Below are 23,088 nucleotides of genomic sequence, written 5' to 3' on the forward strand. Positions count from 1 at the left end.
GCCGATGGTACTGCAGGGGGGACCCTGTGGGAGAGTAGGACACCGCCGGACTTCTCTTAAGTAAGATGGCCACCCAGGGTTGGGTGGCCATCTTGCGTTAACAAGCAAAAAGGGAGTCAGAATGTCGGATGAGCAGCGGGACCGCCGAGACGGTGAGGGCGCGCGCGATCGACGTTCGGGCTCCGAGCGCAAGCCGCGATACTCGGACTCCTCCTCGAGGTCGCCTCGCCGCAACGACGCCGGCAGCTCCCGTGATGGTGAGCGTCGGCCGTACGGCGATCGCAACCAGGGCGAACGTCGCCCTTACGGCGACCGCGACCGCAGCCGGGGGGACCGACCGTACCGTGGTGACCGTCCGCAGGGCGAGCGCCGCCCATATGGTGACCGTCCGCAGGGCGAGCGCCGCCCGTACGGTGACCGTCCGCAGGGTGAGCGTCGCCCATATGGTGACCGTCCGCAGGGTGAGCGTCGCCCGTACGGTGACCGCCCCCAGGGTGAGCGTCGCTCTTTCGGTGATCGTGATCGCAGCCAGGGCGACCGCCCGTACCGTGGCGACCGCCCGCAGGGAGAGCGCCGTCCTTACGGTGATCGTGATCGCAGCCAGGGCGACCGCCCGTACCGCGGTGACCGCCCGCAGGGAGAGCGTCGTCCGTATGGTGACCGTCCTCAGGGTGAGCGCCGTTCGTTCGGTGATCGTGATCGCGGCCAGGGTGACCGTCCGTATCGTGGTGACCGTCCGCAGGGTGAGCGTCGCTCGTTCGGTGACCGCGACCGCAGCCAGGGCGACCGTCCCCAGGGTGAGCGTCGTCCCTATGGCGAGCGTCCTCAGGGTGACCGTCTCCAGGGCGACCGCCCTTACCGTGGTGACCGCCCGCAGGGCGAGCGTCGCTCCTTCGGGGACCGCGATCGTGATCGCGGCGAGCGTCCGTCCTACCGGGACCGTCCGCGTGGCGGTGCCGATCGCCCGGTCAACGAATTCGCACCGGTGCGCGAGCGCATCGAGGAGCCGCCGATCCCCGAGGAGATCACCGCGCGTGACCTGCACCCCTCGGCGCGCAACGAGCTGAAGACCCTCAGCAAGGAGAACGCCGACCAGACGGCCCGCCACCTGGCGATGGCCGCGCAGCTGATCGACGAGGAGCCGGAGCGCGCGCACGCGCACGCCCTGGCGGCATCCCGTCGTGCCGGCCGCATTCCGGTGGTGCGCTCCACCCTCGCGATCACCGCGTACGGCATCGGCGACTTCGCCCTCGCCCTTCGGGAGCTTCGCACCTACCGGCGTCTCTCCGGCAAGGACGACATGATCGCCCTGATCGTCGACAGCGAGCGCGGTGTCGGTCGGCCGGACCGCGCCCTCGAGGAGGGCCGTGCCGTGGATCGCTCGGCGCTCGAGCCCGAGGTCCGCGTCGCGCTGGCGATCGCCATGTCCGGTGCCAGGCTCGACCGTGGTGAGACCGAGCTCGCGCTCGGCGAACTCGAGATCCCGGAACTCGACCCCGATCGCGCGTTCGAGTGGAGCCCCGCACTCTTCTCGGCGCGCGCGGCGGTGCTCGAGGACCTCGGCCGCACCGACGAGGCGGCGTTCTGGACCGAGCGCGCCGACGTCGCAGCATCCGCTCTGGGCCTCGACGGCCAGTTCGACGAGATGATCGTCGAGGACGGTCTGATCGAGGACTTCGACGAGGACTACGAAGACGAGGACGACGTGGACGAGTCCGGTGACGTCGACGAGTCCGAGGACGCCGAGGCTCCCGAGTCGGACGAGCCCTCCGACGCTGCGGAGGCCGAGACCGCGACGACCTCCGACGACGCATCTGCCGACGTGCCTGAGAACGGCACCGATCGTGAGCCGGAGTCCGAGGCCTGATGGCGCTGTTCCGCCGCATGAAGTCGGCGCCCACTCCGCTGACCGACCGTGACGCACTGCTCGCCGACCTCGACGGGGTGGTCTATGCCGGACCCGGTGCCCTCCCGTACGCGATCGAGAGCCTGAACCGCGCCGCCGAACAGCTGCGCCTGGGGTACATCACGAACAACGCATCCCGCACGGATGCCGCGGTCGCCGCGCACCTGAGCGAGCTGGGCCTCACCGTGGCTCCTGCCGACGTCGTGACGAGCCCGCAGGCGGCCATGCGGCTGCTCGCGACCATGGTGCCGGCGCCCGCGACGATCCTCATCGTCGGGGGAGACGGCCTGGTCGACGAGGCGCACAAGGCCGGATACACGGTCACCCGCAGCGCCGAGGACTCGCCGGCCGCGGTCGTGCAGGGCTTCGCCCCCGAAGTGGGCTGGACCGATCTCGCTGAAGCCGCGTTCGCGCTGCAGGTGCCGGAGGAGGAGGGCGGGATCCCGTGGATCTCGACCAACACCGACTGGACGATCCCGCGCGATCGCGGCGTGGCCCCGGGCAACGGCACGCTCGTCTCCGCCGTGCACACCGCGATCGGCCGGCTCTCGATCGTCGCGGGCAAGCCCGAGAAGCCCATCTTCGAGGTGGCCGTCGAGCGCTTCAGCGCGCAGCGCCCCCTCTTCATCGGCGACCGGCTCGACACCGACATCGCCGGCGCCGCCCGTGCCGGCATCGACTCCGCGCTGGTCCTGACGGGCATCGACCGTCCCAAGCACGTTCTCGCCGCTCCGCAGGGCTCGCGTCCCGACTACATCCTCAGCGACCTGCGCGAACTGCACGAGCCGTATCCGGAGACGATCGAGAAGAACGGCGTCTTCACCGTGAACGATGCCGCCGTGCGCGTGGTCGATGCGGACGTGCAGATCGTGTCCGAGGGCTCGTCGCAGATCGACCTGCTGCGCGCCGGCGCGGCCGCGATCTGGGCGACGGGCCTGATGATCTACGCGTTCCGGGTGCCGGAGCGGCTGTACGCGGATCCGTTCCACAAGCCCTGAGACCCGCACGGTCTCCGTTCGTTTCCACAGGCCCTGAGCGTCTCCCTCTGCTCGTCGGCGGTGCGCGTTACAGTGGTCGGATGGAGCACACGCGCGACGAGCCGGCCGACGCCCTGTGGAGTCGGCTGCGGTTGATCGAGGGGCAGCCCCTCGACTCCCGCGCTGATGCCTACGGATCCCTGCACGACGAGCTCATGAAGCGACTCGAGAGCGCTCCTCGAGGCGACGCCGCCCCGGGAACGCGATGACCAGACTCGATGCGGCCCTCGCGGCGCGGGGCCTGGCCCGCTCGCGCTCGCACGCCGCGACCCTCATCGCCGACGGCCTCGTCCGGGTCGCCGGTCACCCCGTCGTGAAGGCCTCGACGCCCGTCACCGACGACACCGAGATCCGCGTCGACGGAGCCGACCACTACGTCAGCCGCGGCGCCCACAAGCTCATCGCGGCACTCGACGGCTTCGCCATCGACGTCCACGGCAGGCTCGCCCTCGACATGGGCGCCTCGACGGGCGGGTTCACGCAGGTGCTCCGCGAGCGCGGTGCACGGCGCGTGCTCGCGGTCGACGTCGGTCACGGCCAGCTGGCCCCGTCCATCGCCGCGGATGCCGGCGTCACGTCGGTCGAGGGATTCAACGTGCGGCACATGACCGCGGAGAGCCTCACAGAAGCCACGGGCGAGCCGGCCCGACCCGAGCTCGTGGTCGGCGACCTCTCCTTCATCTCCCTGGAGCACGTGCTGCCGGCCGTCGCCGGCGTGATCGCGCCCGGCGGTGACGCCGTGCTGCTGGTGAAGCCCCAGTTCGAGGTGGGCCGCACGGCCATCAAGGGAGGGCTCGTCACCAAACCCGCCCTGCGGGTGGACGCGGTCGAGCGCACCCTGTGGACCGCGCACGACAGCGGGCTGGGCGTGCTCGGCATCCTGGCCTCGCCCATCCTCGGCACGCACGGCAACGCCGAATACCTGGTGCACCTCGCGCCCGGCCGCGGCACGGATCCGTCAGAATGGTCGGAGCAGATCGCACACGTGGCAGGAGGACGATGAACGAGCGCCGGATCCTGGTCGTCGCCCACGCGAAGCGGCCCGACACGGTCGATGCGGCCCTGCGCGTGATCGACGCACTGCACCAGGCGGGCGCGGTCCCCGTGCTCGCGGCCCCCGATCGTGAGGAGCTCTCCGACGTCGACGCCCGGTTCGCCGAGATCGCGCAGCTCGGCGAGGACGTGGCGGCAGAGGATCTCGAACTGGCGATCGTCCTCGGCGGCGACGGCACGATCCTGCGCGCGGCCGAACTGGTCCGCGACTCCGGAGCGCCCGTGCTCGGCATCAACATGGGGCACGTCGGCTTCCTGGCCGAGATCGACCGCGACGACATGGACGCCGCCGTGCACCGGGTCATCGCGCGCGACTACGAGGTCGAGGAGCGCATGGCGCTCTCGGTGCGCGTGAAGGACGTCGAGGGCACGGTCGTCTACGAGACGTGGGCCCTGAACGAGGCCACCGTCGAGAAGGCCAGCCGGGAGCGGATGATCGAGGTCGTCATCGAGATCGACGGGCTGCCGCTGTCGAGCTTCGGATGCGACGGGATGGTCGTCTCCACGCCGACAGGCTCCACCGCCTACAACTTCTCCGCCGGCGGACCCGTGATCTGGCCGACCGTGGAGGCCATCGCCGTCGTGCCGCTGTCGGCGCACGCGCTGTTCGCGAAGCCGCTCGTGGTCGGACCCGAGGCATCCGTCGCGATCGAGATGCTCGAGCGCACCAGCGGCACCGGCATCCTGTGGTGCGACGGCAGACGCTCGCACGACCTTCCGCCCGGAGCGCGCGTCATCGTGCGCCGGTCGTCACGGCCGGTGCGGCTCGCGCGACTGCATCCGACCGCGTTCACGAACCGCCTGGTCCGCAAGTTCCAGCTGCCCGTCGCAGGATGGCGAGGTGCCTCGTGATCGATGAGATGCGCATCCGCGGCCTGGGCGTCATCGATGACGCCGTGCTGCCGCTGGGTCCTGGGTTCACCGCCGTCACCGGCGAGACCGGTGCGGGCAAGACCATGGTCGTCACCGGACTTGGCCTGCTGCTCGGTGCCAGGGCGGATTCGTCCGCCGTGCGCGCCGGAGCCTCCCAGGCATCCGTCGCGGGTGTCTGGCTCGTGCCGCCGCACGGGCCGGTCGCCGACATCGTCACGGATGCCGGCGGCGAGCTCGAACCCGCCGGCGACGCCTCCGAGCTGTACGTCTCGCGCACGCTGAGCGCCGAGGGGCGCAGCCGCGCGAGCGTGGGCGGCCGTGCCGCCCCGGCCTCCGTGCTCTCCGCCCTCGCGGATGAGCTGGTGGTCGTGCACGGCCAGTCCGATCAGCTGCGCCTGCGGTCGGCATCCGCTCAGCGCGACGCCCTCGACCGCTTCGGCGGCGAGCGGATCGCGACCGCGCTGGCCGAGTACACCGAACGCTTCCAGGCCTGGCGGGCGCTGGATGCCGAGATCGCCGAGCTCACCGAGAACCGCGACCGTCGCGCAGCCGAGGCCGCGCAGCTGCGCGAGCAGCTCGCCGAGATCGAGCAGCTCGAGCCCGAGGCGGGGGAGGACGTCTCCCTGAACGAGCGCGCCGAGCGCCTCGCGAACGCGGAGGAGCTGCGGCTGTCCGCGTCCCAGGCACGCACCGCGCTCTCCAGCGAGGACGACGAGCCCGACGTGGCCGGACTCGTCGCCGAGGCGCGACGCGCCCTGGAGCGGGCCGCCGACCCGCAGCTCACTGAGATCGCGGAGATCCTCGCCGATCTCGGCTACCGGGCCGCCGACCTCGCGGGGCAGCTGTCCACCTACCTCGCCGACCTCGACGAGTCGGGCCCGCACGAGCTGGCGGCGGTCGAGGAGCGCCGTGCGGCGATCGGCGGGCTGATCAGACAGCACGGCTCCCTGGAGCAGGCGCTCGAGGTGTGGCGGACGGGTTCGCTGCGCCTGGCCGAGCTCGACGACGACGGCGACCGCATCGAGCGGCTCACCGCCCAGGCATCCGAGGCGCGCAGCGCGCTCGACGCCGCCGCCGACGCGCTCACCGCAGCCCGCACCGACGCCGCCGTGCGCCTGTCGGACGCCGTCACCGAGGAGCTGCACGCCCTCGCGATGCCGGATGCCCGGCTCGAAGCGCGGGTCTCGCCCGGCACCGAATCCGCGCACGGACGCGACGACGTCGCGATCCTGCTCGCCCCGCACCCCGGCGCCGAGCCGCGCTCCGTGTCGCGCGGCGCCTCGGGTGGCGAGCTGTCCCGCGTCATGCTCGCCATCGAGGTCGTCATCGCCGGCACCGACCCGGTCCCGACGTTCGTGTTCGACGAGGTCGACGCCGGCATCGGCGGTGCCGCCGCGATCGAGGTCGGCCGCAGGCTCGCGCAGCTCGCCCGCACCTCGCAGGTGATCGCGGTCACCCACCTCGCCCAGGTCGCCGCATTCGCGACCAACCACCTGTCCGTCGTGAAGTCGAACGACGGCTCCGTCACCGCCTCCAGCGTCACGCGACTCTCGGGCGAGCAGCGCGAGGCCGAGATGGCGCGACTGCTCTCCGGGCTCGCCGATTCGGATGCCGCGCTCAGCCACGCCCGTGAACTCCTGAGCCTCGGCTCGGGAACGAACTGATAGGATAAAAGCCCGTGATGAACTCTTCTGTTGCGGGGCCCAAGAACGACACCACTCGACACATCTTCGTGACAGGCGGTGTCGTTTCGTCGTTGGGGAAGGGTCTCACGGCGGCCAGCCTGGGCAACCTCCTCACCGCCCGCGGACTGCGCGTGGTCATGCAGAAGCTCGACCCGTACCTGAACGTGGACCCGGGCACCATGAACCCGTTCGAGCACGGCGAGGTGTTCGTCACCGACGACGGCGCCGAGACGGACCTCGACATCGGTCACTACGAGCGCTTCCTCGGGATCGAGCTCTCCCGCGCGGCCAACGTGACCACCGGCCAGATCTACTCGCAGGTGATCGCCAAGGAGCGGCGCGGCGACTACCTCGGCGCCACCGTGCAGGTCATCCCGCACATCACCGACGAGATCAAGCGCCGCATGCGCCTGCAGGCCACCGAGGAGCCCCGCCCCGACGTGATCATCACCGAGGTCGGCGGCACCGTCGGCGACATCGAGTCGCAGCCCTTCCTCGAGTCCGCTCGTCAGCTGCGCCACGAGCTCGGCCGCGGCAACGTGTTCTTCGTGCACGTCTCGCTGGTGCCCTTCATGGGCGCCTCCGGCGAGCAGAAGACCAAGCCGACCCAGCACTCCGTCGCCGCCCTGCGTCAGGTCGGCATCCAGCCCGACGCCCTCGTGCTGCGCAGCGACCGCCCGGTCAGCGAGAGCAACCGCAACAAGATCGCCCTGATGTGCGACGTCGACACCGAGGGCGTCGTCAACACGGTCGATCTGCCGAGCATCTACGACATCCCGTCCACCCTGAACGATCAGGGCCTGGATGCGTACATCATCTCCAAGCTGGGCCTGGCCGAGCGCGCAGGCGAGGTCGACTGGACCCGCTGGAACCAGGTTCTGCACGCCGTGCACAACCCCAAGCACGAGGTCACGATCGGCTTGGTCGGCAAGTACATCGACCTGCCCGACGCGTACCTGTCCGTGACCGAGGCGCTCAAGGCCGGGGGCTTCGCGCACGAGACCAAGGTCAACATCCGCTGGATCGCCTCGGACACCTGCGAGACCCCGGAGGGCGCCGCGAAGAACCTCGGCGACCTGGACGGCATCCTCGTGCCCGGCGGCTTCGGCATCCGGGGCATCGAGGGCAAGCTGGGCGCGCTGCGCTTCGCGCGTGAGCAGGGCATCCCCACGCTCGGCATCTGCCTCGGCCTGCAGTGCATGGTCATCGAGTACGGCCGCCACGTCGCCGGAATCGCAGGGGCGTCGTCGACCGAGTTCGACCCTGAGACCGCCGAGCCCATCATCGCGACCATGGCCGAGCAGGTCGAGATCCTCGACGGCGGCGACCTGGGCGGCACCATGCGCCTGGGCCTGTACGAGGCCGCCCTCGCCGAGGGCTCGCTGGCCCGCGAGCTGTACGGCGCGGACACGGCCTCCGAGCGTCACCGTCACCGCTACGAGGTGAACAACTCCTACCGTGACCGCCTCACCGACGCCGGGCTGGTGTTCTCCGGCCTGAACCCCGACCTCGACCTGGTCGAGTACGTCGAGCTCCCGCGCGATGTGCACCCGTACTACATCGCCACGCAGGCGCACCCCGAGCTGCGCTCGCGCCCGACCGCGCCGCACCCGCTGTTCCGCGGCCTGATCGGCGCCGCCATCGAGCGGCACCGCTCCAGCGAGCTGTTCGGCGATGACGAGTCCTGATCCTTCGGGAGAAGGCCTGCGGGACGAGCCCTTCGAGCCCGAGGTCCTCTCCAGCGAGATCGGGTTCCGAGGAGCCGTGTGGAACGTGCTCGATGAGCGCGTGGCGTACGGCGACGGTGAGATCCGCCGCCAGTACGTCGCGCACACGGGCGCCGTGGCCGTCGTCGCGATCGACGATCAGGACCGCGTGCTGCTGATCCAGCAGTACCGGCATCCGATCCGGCACCGCGACTGGGAGCTGCCCGCGGGCCTGCTCGACATCCCGGGGGAGAACCCCATGGTCGCCGCGCAGCGCGAGCTGGCGGAGGAGGCCGACATCACCGCCGAGCACTGGGAGCACCTCGTCTCGAGCTGGACGACTCCGGGCGGCAACGACGAGATGATCCACGTCTACCTCGCCACCGGCATCGGCGCTGCCGCCGCCGCGCACGCGCGGGAGGACGAGGAGGCCGACATCCGCGTGGAGTGGGTGCCGCTGGTGGATGCCGTGGATGCCGTGCTCGAAGGACGGATGCACAACGGCATCCTCTCCATCGGCGTGCTCGCGGCCGCGACGAAGCGCGACCGCCGCTGACGACATGCAGCTCGACCGTGCGCTGAACGCCTACCTGCGGCACATCACGATCGAGCGCGGCCTCTCCGAGCACTCGATCGCCGCCTACCGCCGCGACCTGAACGCGTACATTGACTGGCTCCGTGAGCGGGGGATCGAGTCGACCGAGGGCATCACCCAGGCGGTGGTGGCGGAGTTCATCGCCGAGCGCTCCGCGGCCGAGCCGCCGCCGGCGGCGACCAGTCTCGCCCGGTTGCAGTCCTCGGTGCGGGGCTGGCACCGCTTCCTCGCCAGGGAGGGCATCGAGGAGGACGACCCCACCGGTCGGATGCGCCCTCCGAAGACCCCGCAGCGGTTGCCGAAGGCGCTGACGATCGAGCAGGTCGAACGGCTCCTCGCCGCACCCTCGCCGGAGGATCCGATGGGCATCCGCGACCGCGCCCTGCTCGAGCTGCTCTACGCGACCGGCGCCCGCGTGTCCGAGGCCGTGTCGCTGGATGTGGACGACCTCTCCTACGGCGACGTGCTGCGCCTGCGCGGCAAGGGCGACAAGGAGCGCATCGTCCCGGTGGGCTCCTACGCCCGTGCCGCCGTCGACGCGTACCTGACCAGGGTGCGCCCAGGACTGGCGGCGAAGGGGCGCGCGACCGCCCGGCTGTTCCTGGGTGCGCGAGGCGCCCCGCTGTCGCGACAGAGCGCCTGGCTGATCATCCGAGCCGCGGCCGAGAAGGCGCAGATCACCGTGGAGGTCTCGCCCCACACGCTGCGCCACTCCTTCGCCACGCACCTGCTGCAGGGCGGCGCCGACGTCCGCGTCGTGCAGGAGCTGCTGGGTCATGCATCCGTCGCCACGACGCAGATCTATACCCACGTCTCGGTCGACACCCTGCGGGACGTCTACGCGACCTCTCATCCGCGGGCGACCTAGCCCTTCGACAGGCTCAGGGACCCAGATTTAATGGATTGAAGTCAGACCATTGACAGCTTTCGGTGGATGAGGCCAGAATCGCTCCAAACGCTCCCTCCACTGAAAGCAGGTAGCACTTCCATGAGCGAATCCACAAAGGCTGTGGGGACCGGCCCCGTCGACGATGACGCCGCCGCCCTCGCCGAACTCGGCTACAAGCAGGAACTCCATCGCGGGATGTCGGGCTTCTCGAACTTCGCGGTGTCGTTCTCGATCATCTCGATCCTTGCCGGCTGCATCACGTCCTTCAACATCGCGCTGAAGTCGGGGGGACCGAGCGCGATCACCATCGGATGGCCGCTGGTCGGCGTCTTCGTGCTGTGCGTCGCGCTGGCGATGGCGGAGGTCTGCTCCCGCTATCCCACCGCCGGCGGCCTGTACTTCTGGGCCGGACGCCTGGCCAAGAAGAACAAGCGCCAGTGGGCCTGGTTCGTCGGGTGGTACAACTTCCTCGGCGAGGTCGCGGTGACCGCCGCCATCGACTACGGCGCGGCCGCCACCATGATGGCCTTCGCCAACCTGATGTGGGGGACCGAGGTCACCGCGCTGAACACCTTCCTGCTGTTCGTGGTGCTGATCGTCGTCCACGGCCTGCTGAACACCTTCGGCGTGAACCTGGTGAGCCTGCTCTCCTCGGTGTCGGCGTGGTGGCACATCGTCGGCGTCGTGATCATCGTCGCCGTGCTGTGGATCATGCCCTCGCAGCACCAGGACGTCGCCTGGACTTTCACCACCTGGCACAACGAGACCGGCTGGGGCTTCGGCCCCTACGTGTTCCTGATGGGCCTGCTGATGGCCCAGTACACCTACACCGGCTACGACGCCTCTGCGCATGTCGCGGAGGAGACCAAGAACGCCTCGGTCGCGGCGCCGAAGGGCATCGTGATGAGCGTGCTGATCTCGATCATCGGCGGCTGGATCCTGCTGTACACGATCGTCGCGGCGATCCAGGACGGCAGCGAGGCGGGGCTGTCGAAGATCGTCGGCACGGGTCTCGGCTCGGGCCCGGCGCAGATCTTCATGGACGCGCTGAACAACCCCGACGTCGCGAAGTTCCTGCTGTTCATCGTGTGCGGCGCGCAGTTCTTCTGCGGCATGGCATCCGTCACCGCCAACTCGCGGATGAGCTACGCGTTCTCGCGGGACAACGCGATCCCCGGCGCTCGGCTGTGGGCGCAGGTGAACAAGCGCACCGGCACGCCGACCAACTCGATCTGGTTGTGCGTGGTGCTGTCGATCGTCGTCACGGTCCCCGCGCTGTTCAACACGACCGCGTACGCCGCCGTCACCTCCATCGCGGTGATCGGCCTGTACATCGCCTACGTGACCCCGGTGTTCCTGCGCCGGCTGAACCCGGCGTTCCAGCCTGGTCCGTGGAACCTCGGCCGCTGGAGCGCTCTGATCGGCTGGATCGCGGTGGTCTGGGTGGTGTTCATCGTCATCCTGTTCGTGCTGCCGCCGGTCACCCCGATCACGGTCGACACGTTCAACTACGCGCCGATCGCCGTCGCCGTCGTCGCCATCCTGTCGATCGTGCTGTGGTACGCCTACGGCAAGCGCGACTTCATGAACAGCAGCGCAGAGGCCGAGCACCTCACCAAGTCCGCGGACACGCTGCTCGACGAGTGAGTGCGACCGGACGACGATGATGGACTCCCTCCTGGTGGACGCCGCGCTGCACCCGGTGCGCGGGCAGATGGCCTTCGAATCCTGCGTGGAGCAGCTCGGATCGGCCATCCAGCTCGGCATCTTCCGGGTGGGCGAGAAGCTGCCCGGCGAGCGCGACCTCGCCGAGCGGCTGAACGTCTCGCGCGCCACACTCCGGGAGGCCATCAGCGCCCTCCGCGCCGCCGGGCTCGTTTCGACGACCCGGGGACGCGGAGGGGGCACCGTCGTCGAGCCACCGAAGGAGGCGTGGCCGGCCGGCCAGCATCCGCCCCGCCGAGCCGAGATCGACGACCTGATCATCTTCCGCTCGGTGATCGAACCGGGCGCGGCGCACCGCGCCGCTCTCACCGACCTCACCGACGAGCAGCGGCAGCTGCTGCAGACCGGCCTCGCCGAGGTCGACGCCGCCGAGACGCCCGCCGACTACCGGCAGGCGGATGCCAGGCTCCACCTCGCCATCAGCACCGTCTGCGGCTCGGACGAGCTCGCGCACGCCTGCAGCGGCGTGCAGGCGAAGATCCACCAGCTGCTCGCCGAGATCCCATTCCTCAAGAAGAACATCGAACACGCCGACGCCGAGCACCGGGAGATCGTCATGGCGATCCTCGACGGCGACGCCGAGCGTGCGCGCCGTGTCATGGCAGCGCACTGCGACGCCACGGCCGCACTCCTGAAGGGCCTTCTGAAATGAGCACGATGAACATCACCCCCACACCTCCCCGCAACGATCGGATGCTGACCGTCGACCGTCTGCGCGGAATGATCCTGGAGGGGGAGATCGACACGGTCGTCCTCGCCTTCACCGACATGCAGGGCCGCCTGCAGGGCAAGCTGCTGCACGCCCGCTTCTTCCTCGACTCCGTGCTGGGCCACGGCACCGAGGGCTGCAACTACCTGCTCGCCGTCGACGTCGACATGAACACGGTCGACGGCTACGACCACGCGTCCTGGGCGAGCGGCTACGGTGACATGGAGTTCATCCCCGACCTGTCGACGATCCGGCTGATGCCGCACCGCCCTGGCAGTGTGCTGATCCAGTGCGACCTGACCAGCACGACCGGCGAGGCGGTGCGGGTGTCGCCGCGCAGCATGCTGCGCGCGCAGGTCGATCGTGCGGCGGGGCACGGCTGGAAGGCCGTCGCCGGCACCGAACTGGAGTTCGTGATCTACAACACGCCCTACGAGAAGGCGTGGGACGACGGCTACCGCAACCTGATCCCGGCCAACCGGTACAACATCGACTACTCCATCCTGGGCTCCTCGATCGTCGAGCCGCTGCTGCGCGACATCCGCAACACCATGTACTCCTCGGGACTGACGGTCGAGTCGGCCAAGGGGGAGTGCAACTTCGGCCAGCACGAGATCGCGTTCCTGTTCGACGAGGTGATCGCGACCGCCGACAACCACTCGTACTACAAGACCGCGGCCAAGGACATCGCCCGTCAGCACGGCCAGTCGATCACGTTCATGGCCAAGCCGAACCAGCGCGAGGGCAACTCCTGTCACGTGCACATGTCGCTGCGCGGCAAGGACGACGACGGCCTGGTCTTCTGGGACGAGCAGAACGGCCGCCGCTCCGCGGTGTACGACCACTTCATCGCCGGCGTGCTGGCGACCATGCGCGAGTTCACGCTGTTCTACGCACCGAACATCAACTCCTACAAGCGCTTCGTGAAGGGCTCGTTCGCGCCCACGTCCGTCGCGTGGGGCATCGACAACCGCACCACCGCGGTGCGGCTGGTCGGCAGCGGGAAGAGCGCCCGGATGGAGAACCGCCTCCCCGGCGGCGACATGAACCCGTATCTCGGGCTGGCGGCGATGCTCGCCGGCGGCCTGTACGGCATCGAGAACGAGCTCTCGCTCGAGGCGGAGACCCGCGGCAACGCCTACGAGTCGGGGGCGCCGGTCGTGCCGACAACCATGCACGAGGCCCGTGACACGCTGGCGAACTCCGAGATCGCCGCGCAGGTGTTCGGCGAGGACGTCGTCCGGCACTACGTGCATTACGCGGATGTCGAGATCGAGGCCTTCGACGCCGCCGTCACCGATTGGGAGCTGACCCGCGGATTCGAGAGGCTGTGAGCATGAGGATCCCCACCACCCCGTTCGGCGCCGGCGGCGCCTTCACGGTGCTGAACCCCGCGACCGGCGCTGCCGTCGCCACCGTCCCGCAGGCCGATCTCGCCGAGACGGATGCGGCGATCGAGCGCGCGCATCGCGCTTATCCCGCGTGGCGCGCCATCGCTCCCGCGGAGCGGGCCCGGCTGATGCGCTCGTTCGCCTCGGTCGTCGACGCGCACATCGACGAGCTTGCCGACCTCGAGGTCGCAGGAGCGGGGCACACCATCGGCAACGCCCGCTGGGAGGCGGGCAACGTCCGCGACGTGCTGAACTACTACAGCGCTGCGCCCGAGCGGCACTTCGGCAGGCAGATCCCGGTACCGGGCGGTGTGGACATCACGTTCCACGAACCGCTCGGCGTGGTCGGCATCATCGTGCCGTGGAACTTCCCCATGCCGATCGCCGGCTGGGGCTTCGGCCCGGCTCTCGCGGCAGGCAACACCGTCGTGCTCAAGCCAGCCGAGCTCACCCCGCTCACCGCCATGCGTCTCGGCGAGCTGGCGCTCGAAGCGGGCATCCCGGAGGGCGTGTTCACCGTCATCCCGGGCAAGGGCCGGATCGTCGGCGACCGTTTCGTGACGCATCCACTGGTGCGCAAGGTGTGCTTCACCGGCTCCACCGACGTCGGCAAGGGCATCATGCGCGGCTGCGCGGACCAGGTCAAGCGGCTGACGCTGGAGCTCGGCGGCAAGAACGCGAACATCGTCTTCGAGGACGCCGACCTCGAACGGGCTGCGGCATCCGCGCCCGGAGCAGGCCTCGACAACGCGGGGCAGGACTGCTGCGCCCGCTCGCGCATCCTCGTGCAGCAGAGCGTCTACGATCGGTTCCTGGAGCTGCTGCAGCCCGCCGTGGAGTCGTTCCGCGTGAAGGATCCCGCTGCCGAGGACGCGGAGATGGGGCCGCTCATCTCGGCGAAGCAGCGCGATTCGGTCGCCGACGCGCTGGTGGGCGCCGATGTCGCGTTCCGCGGTCAGGCTCCGGACGCCTCCAGCGGGTACTGGCTCGCCCCGACCGTGGTCATGCCGCGGGGAGCGTCCGATCCGGTGTGGTCGCAGGAACTGTTCGGCCCGGTGCTGGCCGTCATGCCGTTCACCGACGAAGCGGACGCCATCGCCAAGGCCAACGACACCGAGTACGGCCTGTCCGGCTCGATCTTCACCCGCGACGTCGGCCGTGCGCTGCGCGTCGCGCGCGGCGTGGAGAGCGGCAACCTGTCGGTGAACTCGCACTCCTCGGTGCGCTACTGGACCCCGTTCGGCGGGTTCAAGCAGTCGGGTCTGGGGCGCGAGCTCGGACCGGATGCACCGGACTCCTTCTCCGAGGTGAAGAACGTCTTCATCTCGACCGACAATTGATCAGATCTCAGGAAAGACGACAGGGAGAACAGATGGGAAAGCTGGACGGCAAGGTCGGCGTCATCACCGGCGGATGCAGCGGGATCGGCCTCGCGACGGCGAGGAAGTTCGTCGCGGAGGGCGCCAAGGTCGTGATCGGCGACCTCGATGAGGTGAACGGTCCGCGCATCGCCGAGGAGCTCGACGGCGTGTTCGTGAAGGTGAACGTCACGGACCAGGCCGAGGTCGAGAACCTGTTCAAGGTCGCGAACGACACCTACGGTCACATCGACATCGCCTTCAACAACGCCGGCATCTCCCCGGCATCCGACGACTCGATCCTGAAGACCGGCATCGACGCCTGGAACCTGGTGCAGGACGTCAACCTCACCAGCGTCTACTACTGCTGCAAGGCCGTGCTCCCGTACATGCTCGAACAGGGCAAGGGCTCGATCATCAACACGGCGTCGTTCGTCGCGATCATGGGAGCAGCCACCTCGCAGATCTCGTACACGGCGTCCAAGGGCGGCGTGCTGGCGATGACCCGTGAGCTGGGCGTGCAGTTCGCGCGCAAGGGCATCCGCGTGAATGCGCTCTGCCCCGGCCCGGTGAACACGCCGCTGCTGCAGGAGCTGTTCGCGAAGGACCCCGAGCGGGCCGCGCGCCGGCTGATCCACGTGCCCATGGGACGCTTCGCCGAGCCGGAGGAGATCGCGAACGCGGTAGCCTTCCTGGGCAGCGACGAATCCAGCTTCATCACCGCGATGGACTTCCTTGTGGACGGAGGTCTGTCCAACGCCTACGTCACACCCCTGGAGAGCGACTTTGAGTGATCCTTCGCCGGAGCAGGCGGCCGTGCGGCCCGTCATCGGCATCAGCACCTACCGGCAGCTGGCCAACTGGGGCGACTGGCGCCACATCCCGGCCGACCTGCTGCCCGCCGACTATGCGCTCTCGGTCGAGCGCGCCGGCGGCGTGCCGGTGCTGCTCCCGCCGCTCGGCTCGCCCGAGTCCGCGCGGATCGCACTGAGCCGGATCGACGGTCTGCTGATAGCGGGCGGGGCGGACATCAACCCCGCCCGCTACGGGCAGGAGCCCCACGAGCACGTCACCACCTGGTACGACGACCGGGATGCCTGGGAGCTGTGGCTGCTCGCGGAGGCGGATCGGGAGCGGCTGCCGACGCTGGGCATCTGCCGCGGGATGCAGATGATGGCGGTGGCCGCCGGCGGATCGCTGGTGCAGCACCTGCCGGACGTCGTCGGGCACGGCGATCACGGGGGCACCCCGGCCGGGTACAGCTCGACCGACGTCACGGTCGACGGCGAAGGGCGTATCGCGGCGCTGATCGCCGATCGTCTGACGGTGCCGAGCCACCATCATCAGGCGGTCGACGAGCACCCCGGGTTCCGTGTGGTCGCCCGCGACGGCGACGGGGTCGTGCAGGCCATGGAGGCCGACGGTGATCGTTTCGCGGTGGGGGTGCAGTGGCATCCGGAGACCGCCGACGACTCGGGCGTCTTCGACGGGCTGGTGGCCGCGGCCCGGGAGCGCGCCGCGCGCCGAGGCTGAGCCGGAGGGCCCTGCCGCTAGACTCGAGCAAGCACGACGAGCAGGAGAACCGGTGGCGGACAAGGTGACGAAGACCAAGTCGAAGGCGACGAAGGGGGACGACCTCCCGATCGGCCCGACGGGTCGCCCGTACCACGGCTTCGACGCCCCTGCGCCGCTGGACTCGCACGGCCCCGCGCGCATCATCGCGCTGTGCAACCAGAAGGGCGGCGTCGGCAAGACGACTACGTCGATCAACCTGGCCGCTTCTCTCGCCGAGTACGGTCGCCGGGTGCTCGCCGTCGACTTCGACCCGCAGGGCGCGCTCTCGGCCGGACTCGGCATCACTGTGCACGACGTGCCGACGGTCTACGACCTGCTGCTGGACACCAAGCGCGACCCGCGCGAGGCGATCGTGCAGTCCTCGACCCCGAACCTCGACGTGCTGCCGGCGAACATCGACCTGTCCGCCGCCGAGGTGCACCTGGTCAACGAGGTCGCCCGCGAGACGATCCTCGCCCGCGTGCTGCGGCACGTGGCGGGGGAGTACGACGTCATCCTGATCGACTGCCAGCCCTCGCTCGGGCTGCTCACCGTCAACGCCCTGACGGCCGCGCACGGCGTGCTCATCCCGCTGGAATGCGAGTTCTTCGCGCTGCGCGGCGTGGCCCTGCTCATCGAGACGATCGACAAGGTGCGTGACCGGCTGAACCCGTCGATCAAGCTCGACGGGCTGCTCGCCACCATGTACGACCCGCGCACGCTGCACTCCCGTGAGGTGCTGGAGCGCGTCGTCGAGGCCTTCGGCGACGACGTGCTCGAGACCGTGATCGGCCGCACCGTGAAGTTCCCCGACGCCTCGGTGTCGGGCGTGCCCATCACCGAGTTCGCGCCGGAGCACGCAGCCGCCCAGGCCTACCTGCGACTGGCGCGGGAGCTGGTCGCCCGTGGCGCCGTCGCCTGAGGACGCTTCGACGGGCCCGGTGGACCAGGATGCGGATGCATCCGGGTTCCGGGTCTCGCTGTCGAACTTCGACGGCCCGTTCGACCTGCTGCTGAACCTGATCTCCAAGCACGAGCTGGACATCACCGAGGTGTCGCTGAGCAGGGTGACGAACGAGTTCATCTCGTACCTGCGCGATCTCGACGGGCCGGACGAGCTGGACCAGGCGTCCGAGTTCCTCGTCGTCGCCGCGACCCTGCTGGACATGAAGGTGGCGGGGCTGCTGCCGCAGGGCGAACTGGTGGATGCGGAGTCCGTCGCGCTGCTCGAGGCCCGCGACCTGCTGTTCGCCCGGCTGCTGCAGTACCGCGCCTTCAAGGAGGTCTCCGCCTGGTTCGCGCGCTGCCTGCAGCGGGAGGACCGGCGGCACGTGCGGGCGGCACCGCTCGACGAGAAGCACCGCAGGAAGACCCCGGAGCTGGTGTGGTCGCTGAGCGTCGACGACTTCGCAGCGCTAGCGCTGCTGGCGTTCGCGCCGAAGGAGATCCCCTCGGTGGGGCTCGATCACCTGCACGCGCCACTGGTCAGCATCCGGGAGCAGGCGGCCGTCGTCGTCACGCTGCTGCGCAGCACCGACTCGCTGACGTTCCGCGAACTGGTGAGCGGGGTGAGCGAGCCCGGTATCGTCGTGGCACGCTTCATCTCGGTGCTCGAGCTGTACCGGCACGCCGCGCTCTCTTTCGAGCAGCTCGAGCCGCTGGGCGAGCTGACCCTGCGCTGGTCGGCGGAGAACTGGTCGGATGAGCAGCTGGCGACGCTCGGCGCGGACTACGACAGGTGAGCGGATCATGACAGATGAGGATGCCCGGATGAGTGAGGATGCCGTCCTCGAGACGACCCTGGAGACGCCGCTGAGCGAGCGCGTCGAGGCGATCCTGCTGATCGTCGACGAGCCGATCGCCCTGGTCGCCCTCGCGGCGGCCGTGCACGCGCCCGTCCCCGCCGTGCGGCAGACGCTCGAGACGCTGGTCGACGACTATGACGGCCGCGGCACCGGGCCGCGGCGCGGATTCGAGCTGCGCGAGGTGGGTGGCGGCTGGCGCCTCTACGTCCGCGAGGACCACGACGACCTGGTCGCGGACTTCATCGGCGGGCAGGCGCCCGCGCGCCTGTCGCAGGCGGCGCTGGAGACCCTGGCCGTCATCGCCTACAAGCAGCCGGTCACGCGAGGGCAGGTGGCGTCCATCCGCGCCGTGAACGTGGACTCGGTCGTGCGCACGCTGCTGGCGCGCGGACTGATCACCGAGCTGTTCGCCGACTCCGAGACCGGCGCGATCAACTACGGCACCACCGACCAGCTGCTGCAGCATCTGGGGATCAACTCGATCGACGAGCTGCCCCCGATCTCACCGCTGCTGGACGACGGCGCCGACGGCTTCGATGAAGGAGTGGTCCGATGAGGATTTCGCGGCGAGAGTATGCCGGGGCTGGATTCCGGGCCGACGGCTTCGATGAGGGAGTGACCCGATGAGCGACGAGATGTCCCAGGACGGTGTGCGGCTGCAGAAGGCGCTGGCCAATGCGGGCGTCGCGTCGCGACGCGTGATCGAGCAGTACATCGTCGAGGGGCGCATCCGGGTGAACGGACGCACGGTCAGCGAGCTCGGCACCCGCATCGACCCGGAGACCGATCTGATCGACGTGGACGGCACAGCCGTGCAGCTGGACGTGTCCAAGCGGTACGTCATGCTCAACAAGCCCACCGGCATCTACAGCACCATGCGCGACGAGAAGGGCCGCCCCGACCTGCGCCGCTTCACGAAGGAGTGGGAGGAGCGCCTCTACAACGTCGGCCGGCTGGATGCCGAGACCAGCGGGCTGCTGATCCTCACCAACGACGGCGAGCTCGCGCACGTGCTCGCGCACCCCTCGTTCGGCGTGACGAAGGTGTACATCGCGAAGGTCACCGGCACGGTGACCGCGCAGACCATCGCCAAGCTGACCCGCGGCTTCGACCTGGAGGACGGCCCGATCAAGGCCGACAAGGCTCGGCTGCTGGACGCGTCGCGGGGGAGCAGCCTGGTGGAGCTGACCCTGCACTCCGGGCGGAACCGGATCGTGCGTCGCATGATGGCCGCCGTCGGTCATCCGGTCGAGGAGCTCGTGCGTCGCCAGTTCGGTCCGCTGCACCTGGGAACTCTCCCGGTCGGGAAGGCCAGGGAGCTGACTAAAATCGAACGAGGCGCATTGCTGACTCTGTCGCGCCAGGACACACCTGCGGCCGCGGGAGATGACGACAAGCAGGAGACCGAGTGAGCGACACCACGAACGCCCGCGCATCGCGCGTGTCGGGCACCGTGCGCATCGTCGGCGCGGGCCTGCTCGGCGCGAGCATCGGACACGCGCTGCGGTCGCACGACGTGGACGTGGTGCTCTCCGACGCCTCGCCCTCGCAGCTGCGGCTCGCGATCGACTACGGAGCAGGACGTGCGGCGCGCGACGACGATGCTCCTAACCTGATCGTGGTGGCGGTGCCGCCGGACGTGACCGCCGACGTCATCCAGGCGGAGCTCGAGGCGCACCCGGATGCCGTGGTGACCGACGTCGCGAGCGTGAAGCTGGAGCCGTACCAGGAGCTGCGCCGTCGCGGCGTGGACCTCACCCGTTACATCGGCTCGCATCCGCTCGCGGGACGTGAGCGCGGCGGGGCGATCTCGGCGCGCGCCGACCTGTTCATCGGCCGTCCGTGGGTGGTGTGCCGCGACGAGGAGACCCGTGCCGCCGACCTCGCACTGGTCGAGGCGCTCGCGCTGGACCTCGGTGCCACGCCGCTGGAGATGACCCCGGAGGAGCACGATCGCTCCGTCGCGCTGACCTCGCACGTGCCCCAGGTGGTGGCGAGCCTGCTGGCCGCCCGTCTCGCGGATGCCGATGCTGACGCGCTGCAGCTGGCGGGCCAGGGCGTGCGCGACACGACTCGCATCGCGGCATCCGCCCCCGAGCTGTGGGTGCAGATCCTGAGCGCGAACGCCGAGCCCGTCGTCGAGGTGCTCGACGCGCTCGCATCCGATCTGCGCGCCGTCTCCGATGCGCTGCGCGAGCCGGACGCGCCGGGCGCGCGCCGTGCGGTGGCGGATGCCATCCGGCAGGGCAACGAGGGCGTGGAACGGCTCCCGGGCAAGCACGGCCAGAACCGCCGCTTCGAGCAGCTCATCGTCATGGTCGACGACACCCCCGGCCAGCTGGGCCGCCTGTTCGGCGAGCTGGGCGAGCTGGGCGTGAACGTGGAGGACCTGCGCCTGGAGCACTCGCCCGGGGCGCAGTTCGGCCTGGCGGACATCAGCGTGGCGCCGGCCGCGCTGCGCGGCGCCATCGAGGGCCTGGAAGCACGTGGCTGGCGGATTGCAGGGAACACCAATGACTGACGCGCACAAGTTCATCGCGATCGACGGGCCCGCCGGGTCCGGCAAGTCCAGCGTCTCCAAGGCCGTGGCGCGTCGCCTCGGCTACGGCTACCTCGACACCGGCGCCGCCTACCGTGCGCTCGCCTGGCATGTTCTGGAGCGCGGAGCGGACACCGCGGATGCCGAGGCCGTGCGCTCCGCAGCATCCGAGTTCCCCCTGTCGCAGCAGCTCGACGCCGACGACCGCCGCGTGCTGGTCGGCGGCGTCGACGTGACCGACGCGATCCGCGATCCCCGCGTGTCCGCCGCGGTGAGCGGCGTGGCGCGCGTGCCCGAGGTGCGCGTGCAGGTGAACGAGATCTTCCGGCGGATGGTGGCGGAGTCCGCCTATCCCGCCGTGGTCGTCGAGGGCCGTGACATCACGACCGTCGTCGCCCCGGATGCGCCGGTGCGCATCCTGCTGACCGCCGCACCCGAGGTGCGCGCCGCCCGCCGTGCGGGCGAGCTCGCCGGCTCGGACGCGGCCGCCGTCGGTGAGGCCATGCGCAAGCGCGATGCCTCCGACAGCAGCGTCGTCGACTTCCTCAACGCCGCCCCCGGCGTGACGGTGGTCGACTCCACGCACCTGGATTTCACACAGACCATCGACGCCGTGCTCGCAGTGATCGAGCGCGCCTTCGATGCCGACAAGGAGCCCCACCATGGCTGATGAAGAGTACGAGGGCGGCCCCGACCACCTCGCCGAGAAGATGGCCGAGCTCGACGAGCAGCTGGCCGACCAGCGCGCCGACCTCATGCGCGCGACCCTCGCCGACTACGACCTGGACGAGGAGGACGCGCACCTGCTCGAGGGCGTGACCCTCGGCGAGGACGGCATCACGGTCATGCCGGCGCTGCCGGTCGTGGCGATCGTGGGCCGGCCGAACGTGGGCAAGTCGGCGCTGGTGAACCGCATCCTCGGCCGCCGCGAGGCGGTCGTGGAGGACACTCCCGGCGTCACGCGCGACCGCGTCACCTACAAGGCCGAGTGGATGGAGCGGCGCTTCTCGCTCGTCGACACCGGCGGGTGGGAGCCCGATGCAAAGGGCATCGACCGCTCCGTGGCAGCGCAGGCGGAGGTCGCGATCGATCTGGCCGACATGGTGCTGTTCGTCGTCGACGCGAAGGTGGGCGCCACCTCCACCGACGAGCACGTCGTCAAGCTGCTGCGCAAGAGCGGCAAGCCGGTGTTCCTCATCGCGAACAAGATCGACGATGCGCGGCAGGAGCCCGAGGCGGCTGCGCTGTGGAACCTGGGCCTGGGGGAGCCGTACCCCGTCTCCGCCATCCACGGACGCGGCGTCGCCGACCTGCTGGACATGATCGTGGAGAAGCTGCCCGAGGTCTCGGCGGTGGCCAAGGCCGAGATCGGCGGACCGCGCCGCGTGGCGATCCTGGGCCGGCCGAACGTCGGCAAGTCCTCGCTGCTCAACAAGGCGGCCAAGGAGGAGCGCGTGGTCGTCAACGACCTCGCGGGCACCACGCGCGACCCGGTGGACGAGATCGTCGAGCTGGGCGGCAAGATGTGGCGGCTGGTCGACACCGCCGGCATCCGTCGTCGTGTGCACCTGCAGCAGGGCGCCGACTTCTACGCCTCGCTGCGCACCTCCGCGGCGCTGGAGAAGGCCGAGGTCGCGATCGTCGTCCTCGACGTGAGCCAGCCGATCAGCGTGCAGGACCTCAACATCATCGACATGGTGCTGGAGTCGGGCCGTGCCCTGGTGCTCGCGTTCAACAAGTGGGATCGCCTGTCGGACGACGACATGGAGAACTCCGACCGCCGCCGGTACCTGGAGCGCGAGATCGAGCAGGACCTGGCGCACGTCGCGTGGGCTCCGCGCGTGAACATCTCGGCGAAGACCGGATGGCACTTCGACAAGCTCGTGCCCGCCCTGGAGCGCGCGCTGGAGAACTGGGACCGCCGTATCCCGACCGGCAAGTTCAACGCGTTCATCACCGAGCTCGTGGCCGCGCACCCGCACCCGCTGCGGGGCGGCAAGCAGCCGCGCATCCTGTTCGGAACTCAGGCGTCGACCCGTCCGCCGACATTCGTGCTGTTCACGACGGGCTTCCTCGACCCGGGCTACCGCCGGTTCGTGCAGCGTCGCCTGCGCGAGCTGTACTCCTTCGAGGGCACGCCGATCGTGATCAACATGCGCGTACGGGAGCGCCGGCAGCGCTGACGCTCTCTGAGGCAGAATGGGGAGCGGATGCCATGATCCCGGCATCCGTTCCCGCCTGGCCCACGAGGCCCGCCGAAGGA

The 23,088-nt window shown here is 69.9% G+C and carries 23 protein-coding genes; 22 read left to right on the forward strand and 1 reads right to left on the reverse strand.

Features of this window, described 5'->3' with window-relative positions; translation table 11 throughout:
• Nucleotides 1–97: 97 nt before the first annotated feature.
• A complete protein-coding gene (locus tag ACTJJ4_RS00005; RefSeq protein WP_440941495.1) occupies nt 98–1,045 on the reverse strand; it encodes a hypothetical protein in 948 nt (315 codons plus the stop codon).
• Between ACTJJ4_RS00005 and ACTJJ4_RS00010 the strand changes: the two genes are divergently transcribed.
• The 22 genes from ACTJJ4_RS00010 (at nt 986) to der (ending at nt 23,008) form a co-directional block, all read left to right on the forward strand.
• Complete coding sequence (locus ACTJJ4_RS00010) at nt 986–1,867, forward strand: hypothetical protein (RefSeq protein ID WP_440941496.1); 882 nt, start codon at nt 986–988, stop codon at nt 1,865–1,867. The two genes, ACTJJ4_RS00005 and ACTJJ4_RS00010, sit on opposite strands and share 60 nt — an antisense overlap.
• On the forward strand, nt 1,867–2,904 hold the full coding sequence (locus ACTJJ4_RS00015) for an HAD-IIA family hydrolase (protein WP_440941497.1): 1,038 nt from the start codon (nt 1,867–1,869) through the stop codon (nt 2,902–2,904). Before ACTJJ4_RS00010 ends, ACTJJ4_RS00015 begins: the two co-directional genes overlap by 1 nt.
• An 80-nt stretch (nt 2,905–2,984) precedes the next feature.
• Complete coding sequence (locus tag ACTJJ4_RS00020; protein ID WP_292698698.1) at nt 2,985–3,152, forward strand: hypothetical protein; 168 nt, start codon at nt 2,985–2,987, stop codon at nt 3,150–3,152.
• Complete coding sequence (locus ACTJJ4_RS00025; RefSeq protein ID WP_440941498.1) at nt 3,149–3,946, forward strand: TlyA family RNA methyltransferase; 798 nt, start codon at nt 3,149–3,151, stop codon at nt 3,944–3,946. The genes ACTJJ4_RS00020 and ACTJJ4_RS00025 overlap by 4 nt, the downstream gene beginning before the upstream one ends.
• Nucleotides 3,943–4,848, forward strand: coding sequence for an NAD kinase (locus ACTJJ4_RS00030; RefSeq protein WP_440941499.1), 906 nt, complete (start codon nt 3,943–3,945; stop codon nt 4,846–4,848). The genes ACTJJ4_RS00025 and ACTJJ4_RS00030 overlap by 4 nt, the downstream gene beginning before the upstream one ends.
• Complete coding sequence (gene recN, locus ACTJJ4_RS00035; RefSeq protein WP_440941500.1) at nt 4,845–6,533, forward strand: DNA repair protein RecN; 1,689 nt, start codon at nt 4,845–4,847, stop codon at nt 6,531–6,533. The genes ACTJJ4_RS00030 and recN overlap by 4 nt, the downstream gene beginning before the upstream one ends.
• A 17-nt stretch (nt 6,534–6,550) precedes the next feature.
• Complete coding sequence (locus ACTJJ4_RS00040; protein WP_440941501.1) at nt 6,551–8,242, forward strand: CTP synthase; 1,692 nt, start codon at nt 6,551–6,553, stop codon at nt 8,240–8,242.
• Entirely contained in the window at nt 8,229–8,816 is a 588-nt protein-coding gene (locus tag ACTJJ4_RS00045) for an NUDIX domain-containing protein (protein ID WP_440941502.1), read from the forward strand. Before ACTJJ4_RS00040 ends, ACTJJ4_RS00045 begins: the two co-directional genes overlap by 14 nt.
• A gap of 4 nt (nt 8,817–8,820) precedes the next feature.
• The gene (gene xerD / locus ACTJJ4_RS00050) at nt 8,821–9,723 is read left to right on the forward strand and encodes a site-specific tyrosine recombinase XerD (RefSeq protein ID WP_440941503.1); all 903 of its coding nucleotides are present in this window, start codon (nt 8,821–8,823) and stop codon (nt 9,721–9,723) included.
• Nucleotides 9,724–9,843: 120 nt separating this feature from the next.
• A complete protein-coding gene (locus ACTJJ4_RS00055; protein WP_440941504.1) occupies nt 9,844–11,391 on the forward strand; it encodes an amino acid permease in 1,548 nt (515 codons plus the stop codon).
• A gap of 16 nt (nt 11,392–11,407) precedes the next feature.
• Nucleotides 11,408–12,121, forward strand: a complete 714-nt coding sequence (locus ACTJJ4_RS00060; RefSeq protein WP_440941505.1) for a FadR/GntR family transcriptional regulator — start codon at nt 11,408–11,410, stop codon at nt 12,119–12,121.
• 5 nt (nt 12,122–12,126) lie between these two features.
• The gene (locus tag ACTJJ4_RS00065; protein ID WP_440942789.1) at nt 12,127–13,512 is read left to right on the forward strand and encodes a glutamine synthetase family protein; all 1,386 of its coding nucleotides are present in this window, start codon (nt 12,127–12,129) and stop codon (nt 13,510–13,512) included.
• Nucleotides 13,513–13,514: 2 nt separating this feature from the next.
• Nucleotides 13,515–14,909, forward strand: a complete 1,395-nt coding sequence (locus ACTJJ4_RS00070; protein WP_440941506.1) for an aldehyde dehydrogenase family protein — start codon at nt 13,515–13,517, stop codon at nt 14,907–14,909.
• A gap of 32 nt (nt 14,910–14,941) precedes the next feature.
• Nucleotides 14,942–15,721, forward strand: coding sequence for a 3-oxoacyl-ACP reductase (locus tag ACTJJ4_RS00075; protein ID WP_440941507.1), 780 nt, complete (start codon nt 14,942–14,944; stop codon nt 15,719–15,721).
• Nucleotides 15,722–15,743: 22 nt separating this feature from the next.
• Entirely contained in the window at nt 15,744–16,460 is a 717-nt protein-coding gene (locus ACTJJ4_RS00080; RefSeq protein ID WP_440941508.1) for a gamma-glutamyl-gamma-aminobutyrate hydrolase family protein, read from the forward strand.
• 52 nt (nt 16,461–16,512) lie between these two features.
• Nucleotides 16,513–17,403, forward strand: coding sequence for a ParA family protein (locus tag ACTJJ4_RS00085; protein WP_440941509.1), 891 nt, complete (start codon nt 16,513–16,515; stop codon nt 17,401–17,403).
• On the forward strand, nt 17,387–18,223 hold the full coding sequence (locus tag ACTJJ4_RS00090; RefSeq protein ID WP_440941510.1) for a segregation and condensation protein A: 837 nt from the start codon (nt 17,387–17,389) through the stop codon (nt 18,221–18,223). Before ACTJJ4_RS00085 ends, ACTJJ4_RS00090 begins: the two co-directional genes overlap by 17 nt.
• Nucleotides 18,224–18,251: 28 nt before the next feature.
• Nucleotides 18,252–18,842: an SMC-Scp complex subunit ScpB gene (scpB, locus tag ACTJJ4_RS00095; protein WP_440941511.1), complete on the forward strand. Its 591-nt coding sequence runs from the start codon at nt 18,252–18,254 to the stop codon at nt 18,840–18,842.
• A gap of 67 nt (nt 18,843–18,909) precedes the next feature.
• Nucleotides 18,910–19,698, forward strand: coding sequence for a pseudouridine synthase (locus ACTJJ4_RS00100; RefSeq protein ID WP_440941512.1), 789 nt, complete (start codon nt 18,910–18,912; stop codon nt 19,696–19,698).
• Nucleotides 19,695–20,807, forward strand: a complete 1,113-nt coding sequence (locus ACTJJ4_RS00105; RefSeq protein ID WP_440941513.1) for a prephenate dehydrogenase — start codon at nt 19,695–19,697, stop codon at nt 20,805–20,807. The genes ACTJJ4_RS00100 and ACTJJ4_RS00105 overlap by 4 nt, the downstream gene beginning before the upstream one ends.
• Nucleotides 20,800–21,495 carry a (d)CMP kinase gene (cmk, locus tag ACTJJ4_RS00110; protein ID WP_440941514.1) on the forward strand — a complete coding sequence of 232 codons (696 nt, stop codon included), beginning with the start codon at nt 20,800–20,802 and terminating at the stop codon, nt 21,493–21,495. Before ACTJJ4_RS00105 ends, cmk begins: the two co-directional genes overlap by 8 nt.
• A complete protein-coding gene (gene der / locus ACTJJ4_RS00115) occupies nt 21,488–23,008 on the forward strand; it encodes a ribosome biogenesis GTPase Der (RefSeq protein ID WP_285629963.1) in 1,521 nt (506 codons plus the stop codon). The genes cmk and der overlap by 8 nt, the downstream gene beginning before the upstream one ends.
• The last annotated feature ends 80 nt before the right edge of the window (nt 23,009–23,088 follow it).

Source organism: Microbacterium sp. 22195, assembly GCF_052056515.1.
Lineage (GTDB): Bacteria > Actinomycetota > Actinomycetes > Actinomycetales > Microbacteriaceae > Microbacterium.